The organism is Streptomyces sp. NPDC018000, from assembly GCF_044328025.1.
Classification (GTDB): Bacteria; Actinomycetota; Actinomycetes; order Streptomycetales; family Streptomycetaceae; genus Streptomyces.
The window spans coordinates 17913-31038 of the sequence record NZ_JBIRGM010000019.1 but is presented as its reverse complement, the minus strand read 5'-3'; the positions used below and the strand labels follow the sequence as shown (position 1 = coordinate 31038).

Below are 13126 nucleotides of genomic sequence, written 5' to 3'. Positions count from 1 at the left end.
GACAACCCCGAGTGACGGACCCCGAAGGAGAACGCCATGGTGAACCCCCCGAACGACATCCGCTCACGCATCGTCAGGATCGTGCTCGGCTCAGCCGAGGGAGACCTTACGGAGCAGGACCTCGCCGCCGCCAACTGGTCACTGGCTGGCGTGAGTTACTCATCGCTCGCGTATATCCGCATGATCGACACTGTGGAGAACGAACTCGGTGTGTACCTGGATCCCGAGGAGGAGAGCGAACGCTTCGAGACCCTCGACAGCATCGTCGACCTGGTCTGTCAGCACCTGCGGGAATCCGCCGATGCCTGAGCCCGTGATCGGCGTCGTCGGAGCGGGTCGGCTCGGCCGGGCCGTCCGGACTCTGGCTACCGCCGAAGCCCGCGTCGTACGGCTGTACGACCCGCGGGACACCGGTAGTTGGCACGCCGTGCCCGCCCCCGACGTCATTCTCGACTGCTCGGCCCCAGCGTTGACCGGACCGGTGGCCGACCTGTGCCGCGACCTGGCCTTGCCACTGGTGGAGTGCGTCTCCGGCCACTCCGGCGAGCAGTTGGAGCGGCTGTCTGCACTCGGCGGGAGGACGACCGTGGTCCTTGCGCACAACCTCTCGCTGGGTAACTACCTGCAGACCCGCGCCCTGCGCTGCGTCGCGGACGTGCTGGTGACCATGGAACGCGCCGGTCTCAAAGGTGTCGTGCCCGAAGCCGCTATCCTGGAACGGCACCCGGTCACCAAGGCGCACCGGCCCAGTGCCACTGCGCAGACCCTCGCACGGGAGTGGTCGCAGTACACCGGCAGCCCGGCGGCCGATGTCGCCTCGCTGCGCTCGGGCCCAGCTGTCAGCGACCACGAGGTCCGGCTCGTGTGGGCCGGACAGGCCCTCACCGTGGCCCATGCTGTGCACTCCCTGGACGCGGCGGCGGCCGGAGCGATCGGCGTCGCGGACTGGGCGGCGGGCCGGTCCCACGGCACGTACACGGTCCACGAGGTCTTCGACCACATGATGGCCGCGATGGCTTCCCGGCCATCCGCAGGAGGGCACGCGGAAGAACACAAGGCAGCCCACACGGCGGCACAGGCAGAAGCACACGCAGCGGTCGGGGAGCGGCCATGACGACATCCACGGACCAACGGCAGCGCACCGCGCCGAAGATGCGCGCACGGCTCGCCGGACAGATCGCCATCGGCGCCCGCATGCTGTCGCTGGATGGTCACGACGACTTTAACCAGGGCCAGATCTCGGCGCGGATGCCCGGCTCCTCCACCTTCTTCATCAAGAACGCCCTATGCGGCTTCGACGAGGCAACCCCGGACCAGGTGGTAGCGGCGTCGCTCGACCCGGATGCGCCGGTCGATCCGCTCGCGCCCCCCGAACTCCCGCTGCACCAGGCGATCTACCGGGCCCGGCCGGACGTGAACGGCATCGTGCACAGTCACGCTCCGCACACCCTGGTCTTCGGTGCGACAGACCTCGCCATCCGGCCGGTGTCGCACGACGGCGCCCACTTCGCCGGGCGGCTCGGACTGTTCACCCTGACCAGCAACACGGTCCTCGACCAGGAGACCGGCGATGCCATCGCCGAGGCGCTCGGCACCGGCGAGGGCGTGCTGCTCCGTAACCACGGCGGTGTCGTCGTAGGCAAGAGCGTTCGCCACGCGGCCGTCTTCGCCCAGGTCCTGGAACGGGCCTGCCAGCTGCAACTGCTGGCCGAGCAGAGCGGCGTCCCCTACATCTGGGCCACCGAGGAGGACATCGCGCTCAAGCGGGACTTCATCTACGCGGACCTGTCGGTGCGTTCCTACTGGGACTACGCCGTACGCCGCGTGGGCCGGGTCTGGCCAGAGACCGCGCCATGGTGAGGTTCTATGGCCCTCGCAGCGGCGACCACGACGGCGGCTACGACGTCCTCGTGGCCTGCGCACCGTTTGCGGCGGCATCGCGACGCGAACTGCTCAGCGGGAAGGAGGCGGTCCGGGCCGCCTCCTTCCCGCCGGTCAGAGCGCGGGAGTTCGCCGCCGGCCGGGCTCTGCTGCGGTGGGCGCTCGGCTACCTCTTCGGCAGCGGGGCGCGCGCTTGCCGCATCGGCGTGACGGGGAAGGGCAGGCCGATGGTGGAGGACCTTCCGTCAACCGGCGTGAGCATCTCCCACAGCGGCGGCATGGTCGCCGTCGCCGTGAGCACGGACCGGGCCGTGGGAGTCGACATCCAGGCACCCGTGCCGCCGACACCAGGACTGCTGCGCCGCTGCTGTTCGCCCGAGCAGCAGCGGGAGCTGTTCGCGCTGCCGGCCGCGCAGCAGGCGTCGGCGCTGGCCCGGCGGTGGACGATCCACGAGGCATGCGTGAAGGCGACCGGTGAGGGGCTGTCCCGGCGCGGCGAGATCTGCCCCGGACCACTGTTTGCGAGCGTGGGCCGGTGTCGGGCCTTTGGGTGGCGGGTCCTGCCGTCCTACGGCGTGTGCGCGGTCGCCGTCGCGTTCAGCGGTCCCGCCGAAGGAGCCGTGGTGCGTCGGCTCCTCGTGAACGACCTGGACCACGAACCGTAAACAGCGAACGGCAGACCGCGAGCCGTGGACAACGAGCCGGGGCATGCCACACGCACGCAACGACAGCGGACGCACGCCCCGGCCGGCGGTGCCATGGCGGCCAGGCACGCCAGGCACAGCGACCGTCACCGGCGGGCCAGGAAAAGCCGGTTGACCTCGCCATGACCGGTTCAGCCAACAGACGAAGGCAGAACGAGATGACCGACCGTGATTCCATCCTGCTCGGCACCACAGCATCCCAGCGGCCCGACGAGGTCCGTGACCTGCTGACGCTGACCCAGGAGCTGGCGAACAAGGAACTCGCCCCCCACGCCGACGACTTCGAGGACCGCGCAGAGTTCCCCCGGGAGATCCTGCGGACCCTGGGCCGGGCCGGACTCCTTGGCCTGCCCTACCCCACCCGCTATGGCGGGGGCGGTCTTGGCTACGAGGCCTACCTCACCGTGCTGGAGATCCTGGCCAAGCGGTGGCTGGTGGTTGCCCAATCCGTCAACATCCATGTGCTGTCGTGCTACCCGCTGGCGGCCCACGGTACCGACGAGCAGCGTGAGCGGTGGCTGCATGGCATGCTCGGCGGAGAGCAGCTTGGCGCCAACTGCATTTCCGAGCCCGAGGCGGGCTCGGACATCTCCGCTATGAGCTGCGCGGCACGCGCGGACCCGGACGGCCGGTCCTACACGGTCAACGGCATCAAGGCATGGACCAGCCATGCCGGACAGGCCGACTACTACAACCTCTTCTGCCGCACCGGAGGGACCGGTGTCCGCGGACTGTCGGTGCTGCTCGCCCCCGACCAGACCCCCGGGCTGCACGTACAGCGCCCGGAGAAGAAGATGGGCGCGCGGTCCTCGCCCACGGCGGCGGTCGTCCTGGACGATGCCCGTGTACAGGCTGACCACTTGATCGGCCGCAGAGGCAAGGGCTTCCTGATCGCGACGGGCCTGTTCGACCGGGGCCGCCTGGGCATAGCCGCCTGTGCGGTGGGGCTGGCCTCCGCCGCCGTGGATTACGCGGTCGCCTACACCAAAACCAGGCGTCAGTTCGGTCGTCCGGTCATCGACTTCCAGGGCGTCGGCTTCATGCTGGCGGACATGTCGACGCAAGTGGCCGCCGCCCGGGCACTGGTCCGGGAGGCCGCCCGGACTCTGGACAGCGGCGCCCGTGACTCCGCCGTCACGGTCGCGGCGGCGCGTGCCAAGCTCTTCGCCACCGACACGGCCATGCGCGTGACCACCGACGCCGTGCAGGCACTGGGAGCCTATGGACTGGTCCAGGACCACCCCGTCGAGCGTTGGATGCGCGAGGCGAAGCTCCTGCAGATCATCGAGGGCACCAACCAGATTCAGCGCGTCGTCCTCGCCCGGTCGCTGTGAACGCGCATCGGTGCGGACAGGAAACGGCTGCGGACACCGCCGCCGACCCGGGCGACCGCACCGGGCCGCCGCCCGGCCCCTCCGGACTCGTCTTCGTGGCGGTCCGGCGGTTCTCGCCGCACGGATACAGCATCCGGCTGTTCCGGGCCCCCGACGGGGCACGGATCGCGGTCGCCTTCACCACCCCCACCGCCCTCGACGCGGAATTGGGGCCGGACCACGCCATGGTCAGGATCGCCCTCCCGGCACTGCGGATCCTCCTGGAGCCGCTGGGCATCAGCTCGCTGGCCATCGACCCGGTGCTGGCCTCGGCTGGCCCCGTTGCCGTTCCTCCCCTCGACGCCAGCCATGCCGCGTGACCGGACCGGGCCCGCGACCCCACCGCCGTACGGACAGGACCGACCCGGGTCTGCCCGCACGTGCGGGCAGACCGACCGCACCTACCGCCTCACCGAGGAGAAGCTGTGCCCGCACCGGAGTTCACCGAGGAATTCGATGTCGTCATCGTCGGCAGTGGTCCGACGGGCGCGGCGTACGCCCGCCTGATCACCGATGCAAGACCATCGGCCACGGTGCTGGTGGTCGAGGCGGGGCCCATCCTGGCGGACCAGCCCAGTGTGCACATGAGCTGTATCACCGACCCGGAGGAGCGCGCGCGCGCCCGAGTCGCGTCGCAGGGGCCGAACCAGTACCCGTACGAGCTCTCGGCGGCATCGGGCACGGCCCACAACGCCACCAGGGAGGAGAGACGCCGGGCGCTCGGCACCCGGGCCGGCCTCTACCCGGTGGGCCGGCCGGACGGCGGCCTGCCCACCGCCCAGGAGTCCTGCAACGCGGGCGGTATGGGCGCCCACTGGTTCGGGGCCTGTCCCCGTCCTGGTGGGGAAGAGCGCATCGACGCCATCGCTCCGGACATCCTCGACGAAGCCCTCACCGTTGCCGAGGGCCTCCTCCAGGTCTCCTCCACGCAGTTCGCCGACTCGACCTTCGCTGCCCACGTCGAGCGAGTGCTCGGCGACGCGCTCGACGACGGCCGCGCGCCGGACCGCCGTGTCCAGGCCATGCCCATGGCTGTCACCCGCACGCCTGATGGAGTCCGGCGGCACGGCCCGGACGTCGTCCTCGGGGATCTCCTGACCGGCCGGAACAGCGGTTTCGAACTGCGGACGGGGACGCTCTGCGAGAAGGTCGTCGTCAGGAACGGCCACGCGGCTGGCGTGCGGCTGCGGGACCGCCCCACGGGCACCGTGACCGCTGTACGGGCTGGCCACGTCGTGGTCGCGGGCGACCCGCTGCGCACCCCGCAGCTCCTCTTCGCCTCGGGCGTCCGCCCGGCCGCACTGGGCCGCTACCTCAACGAACACTCCCAGGTGTCGCTCCTGGCCGTGGTCGACGGACTCGGCGACGAGAACGACCGTTCCGGTGGGGAAGAGCACGGTAAGGGTGACCACGCCACGGCCGCGATGTCCGGCGCGACGGCGAGCATCGTGGCGGCCAGCGGCGTCACCTGGCTTCCCTACCAGGGGGAGGAGTACCCGTTCCACGGAATGCTGGTCCGGATCGACCCGGCCACCCTCCCGCCTGCCACGCAGGACCGTCCCCGCACGAAGCCCCTGATCTCGGTCCACCTCTTCACCGCGCAGGACACCCGGCCCGACAACCGCCTGGAGTTCAGCGACACCGAGACGGACTGGATTGGGATGCCTGCGATGACGATCCATCACACGCTGAGCGAGCGGGACCGCGAGACCCTTGCCTACGCCGAGATCGAGGCGCTTCGGCTCGGCAAGATCCTCGGTGGCCCGGCCGACGGCGAGACATCCTGGATCCTCCCCTCGGGCAGCTCCCTGCACTACCAGGGCACCGTACGGATGGGAGCCGTTGACGACGGCACCAGCGTCTGCGACCCGACGAGCCGGGTGTGGGGCCTCGACAACCTTTACGTGGCCGGCAACGGCGTCATCCCGACTCGGACGGCCTGCAACCCCACTCTCACCAGCGTCGCGCTGGCGGTCATCGGCGCACGCGAGATCGTACAGCGGCTCGGTTCCGGTACGTGAGGGGACGATCGGCCTGAGTCACCGCCCACCCCGGGGATGCCGGGCAGCGGTGTTGGCCCTGCCCGGTTCCGGACCAGCGCGACTTCATTTGGGCACCACCTTCGCTCCAGAGACCTTCTCCATGCTGGAGCGGCACGGAAGGCAGCGACGAGAAAGGAAGTGCCGCCTTGATGCAGCTGCCTGCTGTCGGAACCGCCTACGCGCCGGACACCGGCGGCGACACACTCCACACCCAGCTGGGCCGGACCGGTCTGCGCGTCAGCAGGCTGGCCCTGGGCACGGTGAACTTCGGCGGCCGGGTGGAGGAGGACGAGGCCCACCGGCTCATGGACCACGCCCTCGCGCAGGGAATCAACCTGTTCGACACGGCCAACACCTATGGCTGGCGGGTTCACAAGGGACACACCGAGGAATCCATCGGCCGCTGGCTGGCCGGCCGTCCCGAACGGCGCGACCGGGTGGTCTTGGCGACCAAGGTCGGCGACCCGATGGGCGACGATCCCAACGCCGAGGGCCTGTCCGCCCGCAACATCATCGCCGCGTGCGAGGCGTCCCTGCGGCGGCTGAGGACGGACTGGATCGACCTGTACCAGTTCCACCATCTCGACCGCCGCGTCGGCTGGGACGAGGTCTGGCAGGCCCTGGACGTGCTCATCACCCAGGGCAAGGTTCGCTACGCCGGCTCCTCCAACTTCGCGGGCTGGAACATCGCGTCCGCCCAGGAGGCCGCCGAGCGGCGCAACCTGCTCGGCCTCGTTTCCGAGCAGTGCGTCTACAACCTCGTATCCAGGCACGCGGAGCTGGAGGTGATTCCCGCAGCACGCGCGTACGGCCTCGGAGTGCTCGTCTGGTCCCCGCTGCACGGGGGCCTGCTCAGCGGCGTCCTGCGCAAGACCCGGGAGAACCGCGCCGTGAAGTCCGCACAGGGCCGTGCGGCGGAAGGCCTCAAGAAGCACCACCACAGCATCGCGGCCTACGAGGAACTCTGTGCCGACCACGGGCTGGACCCCGCCCAGGTGGGCATGGCCTGGACACTGTCCCGGCCCGGCGTGACGGGCGTGGTGATCGGGCCCCGTACCGAGACACACGTCGACGGCGCGCTCTCGGCGCTGCGGTCGCCGCTGCCCGGAACGCTCCTCGCGAGCCTCGATGAACTCTTCCCACCGATTGGACGAGGAGGTCCCGCCCCCGACGCCTGGTTGTCGTGAACCCCGCTGACATGCGCCGTTCCTCCGGCGCACGGATGGCTACCGATTGGAGCCGGCTCTATGGCCAAAGACGGATTCACCAATCCCCTGATCGTTCCGCATGAGTCAGCCCAGGAGCGCGACGCGCGCGAGCGGCTGACGAAGCTGCTCGTTGAGACTCCCATCCCGCCCGAGTACCTGATCGACAACCTACCCGTGTACCTGCGCCGGTTCCAGCTCGCGGACCTGCTGTCGATGGACGCGCTGTACCGCATGCTGCCGGAAGTGCCGGGCGTCATCATGGAGTTCGGCGTCCTGCACGGACGGCATCTGGCGACGCTGACGGCGCTGCGCAGCATCTACGAACCGTACAACTCGCTGCGGCGCATCATCGGCTTCGACACCTTCAGCGGCTTCCCGGACGTCGCGACGGTGGACAAGGTGAGCACCAGTGCCGTCCCCGGCCGGTTCGCCGTGCCGGAGGGCGAGGTGGAGCACCTGCGGGAAGTCCTCGCGGCCCACGAGGTGAGCGAGCCGTTCGGCCACACCCAGCGCTCGTTCGTGGTGGAGGGCGACGTCCGCGAAACGGTGCCCCAGTACCTGGAAGAGAACCCCGAGACGATCATTGCTCTCGCGTACTTCGACCTGGACCTCTACCAGCCCACCAAGGAACTGCTGGAGGCGATCCGGCCGCACCTGACCAAGGGCAGCATCCTCGCCTTCGACGAGCTGGCGCACCCGAAGTGGCCGGGGGAGACCACGGCCCTGCGCGAGGTACTCGGCCTCGACCACGCCACACTGCGCCAGATCCCCGGCCGCGAGCCGCCGGTGATCTACATGAAATGGGGGGAGTGAGCGGAGGGGACGCAACAGGCCCCCGGAGCGCGGCGCCACCCGCCGGGGGAGCGCGGGACCGGGACCGGTCCCGCCCCGCGACCCGTGGTGCCCGGCGGCCGTGCCGCCGGGCAGTGCCAGCGGGATACACCGACTTGGAAGCGTGGAGTATGACAGGACTGCAGGCAGAGAAGGCCGGGGACACCCCGGCGCACGCGGCGGCATTTTCGACCGCCGCGACCGTCCGCGAGCTGAGGATCAGGGGCGCCTTCGAGTTCACGCCCACGGTGTTCCCCGACAACCGTGGGATGTTCGCCGACTTCTTCCAGCTACCGGCCTTCGCCGGGGCGGTCGGGCATCCGTTCCCCCTTGTCCAGGCCAGTCACAGCGTCTCGCGCCGGGGTGTGGTGCGGGGTGTGCACTTCACCGTGGCGCCTCCCGGCATGGCCAAGTACGTGCACTGCACGAGCGGGCGGGCGCTGGACTTCGCGGTGGATCTGCGCGTGGGCTCGCCGACTTTCGGTCAGTGGGACTCGGTCGTGCTCGACCAGGAGCATCTGCGCTCGACGTATCTGCCGGTCGGTGTCGGGCATGCGTTCGTCGCGCTGGAGGATGACACCACGATGGTGTACCTGATGTCCGGCGGCTACGTCCCGGGCAACGAGCACGCGGTGTCCGCCCTGGACCCGGAGATCGCGCTGCCGTTCGATCTCGACGGCGAGCCGGTGATGTCGCCGCGTGACCGCGACGCTCCGACGCTGGCGGAAGCTGCTCGGCTGGGCATTCTGCCGGACTACGAGACGAGCCTGGCGCTCGATATGGCGCTGTGAGGCGCGGTGCTGTCCAGGCTGTGGGGTGTCCTGGGCGCGGGTGGTCCTGAGGCCCGGTCCTCAGGATCGCGGGTCGTGAGGTGTTGCGGTGTCGGGGAGAGGAGGGGCCGTGCGGCGGTTCGGCATCGGCGAGACGGTGGTGCGGCGTGACGTGTACCGGGGCCGGGTGTGGAGTGAGCAGGCGATGAGGGTCGTCGCCGATACGGACGAGGCTCTGGTGACTGCCTGTTGCCCGGGAGCGGGCCGGCGCTGGCCGTCGCTTTACGCCAGGGCCAGCATCGACGGAGACCGCTCCCTGCGCACCGAGGCGTTCGATGCGATGGTGACCGGCAACTGGGACCTCACGTCGGGTGTGTGGCAGGAGACCGTGATGCTGGTCTGGAAGCCGCCGGTGGAGTGGTTCAGCGTTAACGCCTTCTACGACGCTGCAGGCCACCGGTTGCGGAACTGGTACGTGAACTTTGAGCACCCGATCCGCCGCACCGGGAACGGCTTCGACAGCCTCGACCTCGTCCTCGACCTGGTCATCGCCCCCGACTTGGCCGACTGGACCTGGAAGGACGAGGACGAGTACGCCCACGTGCGGCGTCTGGGTATCGTGTCCGACGGCGAACACCGGGCCCTGGAACACGCCCGTGCCCAGGTGCTCGCCATGCTCGACCACCGTACCGGGCCGTTCTCGGACACCGAGCCCTGGCCTGCCTGGCGCTGGGACGGGGCCTGGCGGGTGCCGGAACTGCCGGGCCGGCCGGAGCGCTGACTTGCGCTGCTGTGATCGGGATGGGGTTGCATTCCTTCCCCTAGTAGTACTTCGTTGGGTCTGAAGTGGTCCGGTGCGCCCTGGTTGGCGTGTGGTGGGTAACTCGCGGTGGCAGGTGGGGCATTCGCCGGTCCAGGCCCGTATCAGGTCCTGGATGGCGTCGAGGACTCGGTAGAAGGTCAGGTCGGCGTCTCGACTTTTGGGTCGAGGCGCCGGAGGGTGAGGAAGGCGTGGGCGGCGGTGACCAGGGTGACGTGGTGGTGCCAGCCTCGCCAGGTGCGGCCCTCGAAGTGGTCCAGGCCCAGGCCGTGCTTCATCCCGCGGTCCGCCTGAACCAATCAAGATCGGACTCCACAAATCTCAGGGCAGCTCATTTCGTTTTCATGCGGTAGAGCTGTCGGTTGAGCCATTGGCCGAGTGGGAAGCCGTCCTGGGTGGTGTCGCGGGGTACGGCGAGGTGGCCGTGGGTCTTGGCGAAGGTCCGGGCGTGTTCGACGGCGGTGCGCCAGGGGTGCGCGCGCCGGGTACGTGCGTGGGCGACCTCGGACGTAATTCCGATCAGCGTCAGGAGGTGTTGTTGTTCGGGATGGAGGCGGTGGTAATCCAGGCAAGTTCGGGTAATCCAGCTGCCGAGTGCGGTGCTGGGGGAGGGGATCAGTGCGGCAGGATCGAAGGGATGGCCCGCTTCGACGTGACCGCGGGCGTGGTGGTAGTTGCGGTGCCATTCAGCGTTCCAGGGCGGGTTCCACCAGGGGTCGATCGCGGCGAGCTCGGCCAGGTGGGGTGAGGGCGGCAAACCGCGGCGTGCTCGGTCCTTGGCTCGGTTGCGCTGGCTGAACAGCCACCATCCCAGCGGATACCCGTCGTGCCGGATGTCCCGGGGAGCTGCGAGGTGGCCGTGTTCAGCGTGCCAGGCCCGGGCGTGTGCCAGGGCCATCTCGAAACCCGGCCTCAGATCGGGGCGGTGCCCAAGGCGGCTGCGGGGCTGGCGGGGACGCTTCGGCTCGGCGGCACGCCGTGTGCGCCGCTGACCGGGAAGAGCCGCAGGATCCGCAGCCCTTATGGTTTGGCTGGTCTTGCCTTTCGCCTCCGGCACGGGGGTTGCAACTGGTGTTTTCAGGGCCGTACGTGCGCGCTACCTCGGTGGTGATGCCTATGTCGGTGAGGAGTTGCCGCTGCTCGGGGTGGAGCTCGTCGTACATGACGCACTGGCGCCACAGCCAGTCGGCGGCACCGGAGCCGTCGAGGTCATCAAAGCCGTTCTCGGCCTGGAGGAGGCGGCTGTCTGCGGCGTCGCGGGCGCGGTAGTAGTTGCGTTGCCAGCGCAGGTTCCAGGGCGGGCACCACCAGGGGGCGATGGCGTTGAGGGCCTGTTGCCGTTCGGGGGAAAGGACTTTGCGTTGTTGCTGGCTTCGCTGGCCGGCGAGCCATCGGCCCAGCGGGTATCCGTGATGCACGGTGGTCACGCTGACCTGGGCGAGGTGTCCGTGTTCGGCGGTGTAGGTGCGGGCGTGGGCGAGGGCTTCTTCGGCGCCGGCCCTCATGTTGCGTCGTCTGGGTCGGGCGGCCGCCGCCGCGGTTGTGTCGATGCCGATCTCGGTGAGGAGGTGCTGTTGTTCGGGGTGGAGGGCGGGGTAGCGGGTGCACTGCAGGTACAGCCATTCGCCCAGGCTGTAGCTGGTGGTGGGAAAGCCGCTGACGGGCTCGAGCGGGCCGTGGGCTTCGGAGTGATCGCGGGCCTGGTGCCAGGTGCGCTGCCACAAGGTGCTCCACGGTGCGTTCCACCAGGGGTAGATGCTCTTCAGGGCAGCGGCTTGGTGGGCTGGCATTCGGGTGTGGCTCGTACGCAGGTTGGCGACCCACTGACCCAGTGGATAGCCGGCGAAGGTGTCTTCCTTGGGCACGGCGAGATGCCCGTGCTGCTTGTGGTAGGAGCGGGCGTGGACGAGTCCTTGAGTGAAGGCGCGCTCGGCCTGCAGGCTGTGGCCGCGAAGCCGTTTGGTCGGTACCCGCGCAGGCTGGATAGCGCCGGCGGACTGCGGATGGGGGAGAAGGTCGCTGAGGGGGCGCGGCCGGTGAGACGAGTGCACCCTCCACAGCGCCTTCTGCACGGCGGTCCCCGACGCGGCACGGGTTTTCACGCAGGAATGGGCCCAGGTGAACAGCGGCCCGTGGGTGACGGTGGCGAGGTGGTGGGCGAGCCACGGCCGCCTGAGCTGGCTAGCGAGTTCGGCCAGTAGTTGGGGCAACTCGCCCAGCCGGTAGGGAAGATGGCCGCGCGCTTGGGCGACGGTCTGCTGCTGCCAGTGGGAGCTGGCCAGGGTACGCGCCACAGCGACGGTTTCGGGATAGGTGATCAGGTCGCGTGCCGCTACCTTCCACCAGCCAGGATCGGCATCATCCGGACGCGTGGCCTTGAGACGGGCCGGCCACCACTGTTCCTTGCCCGGCCAGGGCTGCTCCCACCAGAAACTGGTGACGGCGCGTGCGACCTCGAAAACTGGCGCCCCGGCGGGTGAGCGGTGCAGCAGCTGGATATGCCGCCGACGGGCCTCGATCACCTCCGGGCACCGGCCGAGGGGCACGGGCAGGCCGCTGGTGCCGGGCACGTACTGGAGCCAGTAGCGGTGGCGTGCGCAGACCCGCTGCTCGGGGGCCAGGTACCGGCGTGCGGGCACGTCGCGTCCGGTGCGGGCGGCAGTGCAGGCGGGGCAGGCCGGGCCCCAGGCAGCGACGGCCTCCTCACCGCGCATCAGCCGCCCGACCGGGCCGGCCCCGTACTTGCCGCACGGCTCTTCCCGTGTCCATGCAGGCAGGGCACGCTCGAGCACGTGCGGCGCAACACGGCAGAGCACGGAAACACGTGCGCGAGCCTGCGCGTTGAGGTGGATCTCGCTGTCCGGGTACAGCATGCCGGTGAGGTTCTGCAGGCCGCCGACGTCGGTGACGGCGGCGAGCAGGTAGCGGATGCCGAGGTGGTAGCGGGCGGCGAGCCTGGTCAGGAACGACAGCGTCAGCTCTCCCTGCAGCGGAGCCACCCGTCCTGCCGCGCCGCAGCCGATGGCGGGCACGACCCCGCCGGACGCTCGCGGCTTGCATCCCGCACTCCCGCTCCCGGGCATGCGGCCGTGTGCGGTCGTGCTGCGCTGCTGTGCCACTCCGGATGCCCCTACTTCCGCCGTACGGGCCGGGTCGGCCGGGCCTGGGTTTCGGCTGCCGCGTCGAGCTCCACCTCGCCCAGCAGCTGCTTGGTGATCCGCTCAGTACCTTCGGTGATGGCGACCAGGGCGGCTTCGCGGATGAGGTGGGAGAGGCTGCCGATCCGCCCTGCGGTGCGGGCGTGGAGGTAGGCGGCGTGCTTGACCAGCGTTCCGGGGCGGTGCGCGCGCAGCCTCAGCAGGCCCTCCACGGCCCGCACGAGGTCGTCCCAGACCGCCCGGTCCTGCTCGGTCGCATACGCCAGCGGGCGGTGGCGGAAGATCTTGAAACGGCCGGCGATCTGCGCCCCGGGCGAGGGCCTTCTGTTCCAGGTCGCT

The 13126-nt window shown here is 69.9% G+C and carries 14 protein-coding genes and 1 pseudogene; 11 read left to right on the top strand and 4 right to left on the bottom strand.

Annotated elements, in window-relative coordinates:
• Positions 1-36 precede the first annotated feature (36 nt).
• From ACH4EW_RS26915 to ACH4EW_RS26865, 11 genes are all read left to right on the top strand, one after another.
• Positions 37-309 (top strand): hypothetical protein, encoded by a 273-nt coding sequence (locus tag ACH4EW_RS26915; RefSeq protein ID WP_398261152.1) that lies wholly within the window; start codon positions 37-39, stop codon positions 307-309.
• Entirely contained in the window at positions 302-1114 is an 813-nt protein-coding gene (locus ACH4EW_RS26910) for a dihydrodipicolinate reductase C-terminal domain-containing protein (protein ID WP_398261150.1), read from the top strand. The genes ACH4EW_RS26915 and ACH4EW_RS26910 overlap by 8 nt, the downstream gene beginning before the upstream one ends.
• Positions 1111-1860, top strand: a complete 750-nt coding sequence (locus ACH4EW_RS26905) for a class II aldolase/adducin family protein (protein WP_398261148.1) — start codon at positions 1111-1113, stop codon at positions 1858-1860. Before ACH4EW_RS26910 ends, ACH4EW_RS26905 begins: the two co-directional genes overlap by 4 nt.
• A complete protein-coding gene (locus ACH4EW_RS26900; RefSeq protein WP_398261146.1) occupies positions 1854-2546 on the top strand; it encodes a 4'-phosphopantetheinyl transferase family protein in 693 nt (230 codons plus the stop codon). Before ACH4EW_RS26905 ends, ACH4EW_RS26900 begins: the two co-directional genes overlap by 7 nt.
• Positions 2547-2743: 197 nt before the next feature.
• Positions 2744-3919 carry an acyl-CoA dehydrogenase family protein gene (locus ACH4EW_RS26895; RefSeq protein WP_398261144.1) on the top strand — a complete coding sequence of 392 codons (1176 nt, stop codon included), beginning with the start codon at positions 2744-2746 and terminating at the stop codon, positions 3917-3919.
• The gene (locus ACH4EW_RS26890; protein WP_398261142.1) at positions 3916-4278 is read left to right on the top strand and encodes an SAV_915 family protein; all 363 of its coding nucleotides are present in this window, start codon (positions 3916-3918) and stop codon (positions 4276-4278) included. The genes ACH4EW_RS26895 and ACH4EW_RS26890 overlap by 4 nt, the downstream gene beginning before the upstream one ends.
• Positions 4279-4383: 105 nt before the next feature.
• Positions 4384-5979 (top strand): GMC oxidoreductase, encoded by a 1596-nt coding sequence (locus tag ACH4EW_RS26885; RefSeq protein ID WP_398261140.1) that lies wholly within the window; start codon positions 4384-4386, stop codon positions 5977-5979.
• A 170-nt stretch (positions 5980-6149) separates the two neighbouring features.
• Positions 6150-7187 (top strand): aldo/keto reductase, encoded by a 1038-nt coding sequence (locus tag ACH4EW_RS26880; protein WP_398261139.1) that lies wholly within the window; start codon positions 6150-6152, stop codon positions 7185-7187.
• Between the two features lie 60 nt (positions 7188-7247).
• Positions 7248-8021: a class I SAM-dependent methyltransferase gene (locus ACH4EW_RS26875; RefSeq protein WP_398261137.1), complete on the top strand. Its 774-nt coding sequence runs from the start codon at positions 7248-7250 to the stop codon at positions 8019-8021.
• 149 nt (positions 8022-8170) lie between these two features.
• Complete coding sequence (locus ACH4EW_RS26870; protein ID WP_398261135.1) at positions 8171-8830, top strand: dTDP-4-dehydrorhamnose 3,5-epimerase family protein; 660 nt, start codon at positions 8171-8173, stop codon at positions 8828-8830.
• A gap of 109 nt (positions 8831-8939) precedes the next feature.
• Positions 8940-9590: a DUF402 domain-containing protein gene (locus ACH4EW_RS26865; RefSeq protein WP_398261133.1), complete on the top strand. Its 651-nt coding sequence runs from the start codon at positions 8940-8942 to the stop codon at positions 9588-9590.
• A 179-nt stretch (positions 9591-9769) separates the two neighbouring features.
• Here the strand turns inward: ACH4EW_RS26865 and ACH4EW_RS26860 are convergent.
• From ACH4EW_RS26860 to ACH4EW_RS26845, 4 genes and pseudogenes are all read right to left on the bottom strand, one after another.
• Positions 9770-9913 (bottom strand): annotated as a pseudogene (locus ACH4EW_RS26860) (IS701 family transposase); the annotation flags it as partial.
• Between the two features lie 47 nt (positions 9914-9960).
• Positions 9961-10527, bottom strand: coding sequence for a helicase associated domain-containing protein (locus ACH4EW_RS26855; RefSeq protein ID WP_398261131.1), 567 nt, complete (start codon positions 10525-10527; stop codon positions 9961-9963).
• Complete coding sequence (locus ACH4EW_RS26850) at positions 10493-12628, bottom strand: Helicase associated domain protein (protein ID WP_398261129.1); 2136 nt, start codon at positions 12626-12628, stop codon at positions 10493-10495. Before ACH4EW_RS26850 ends, ACH4EW_RS26855 begins: the two co-directional genes overlap by 35 nt.
• A gap of 131 nt (positions 12629-12759) precedes the next feature.
• On the bottom strand, positions 12760-13008 hold the full coding sequence (locus tag ACH4EW_RS26845; RefSeq protein WP_398261127.1) for a hypothetical protein: 249 nt from the start codon (positions 13006-13008) through the stop codon (positions 12760-12762).
• Positions 13009-13126: the final 118 nt, after the last annotated feature.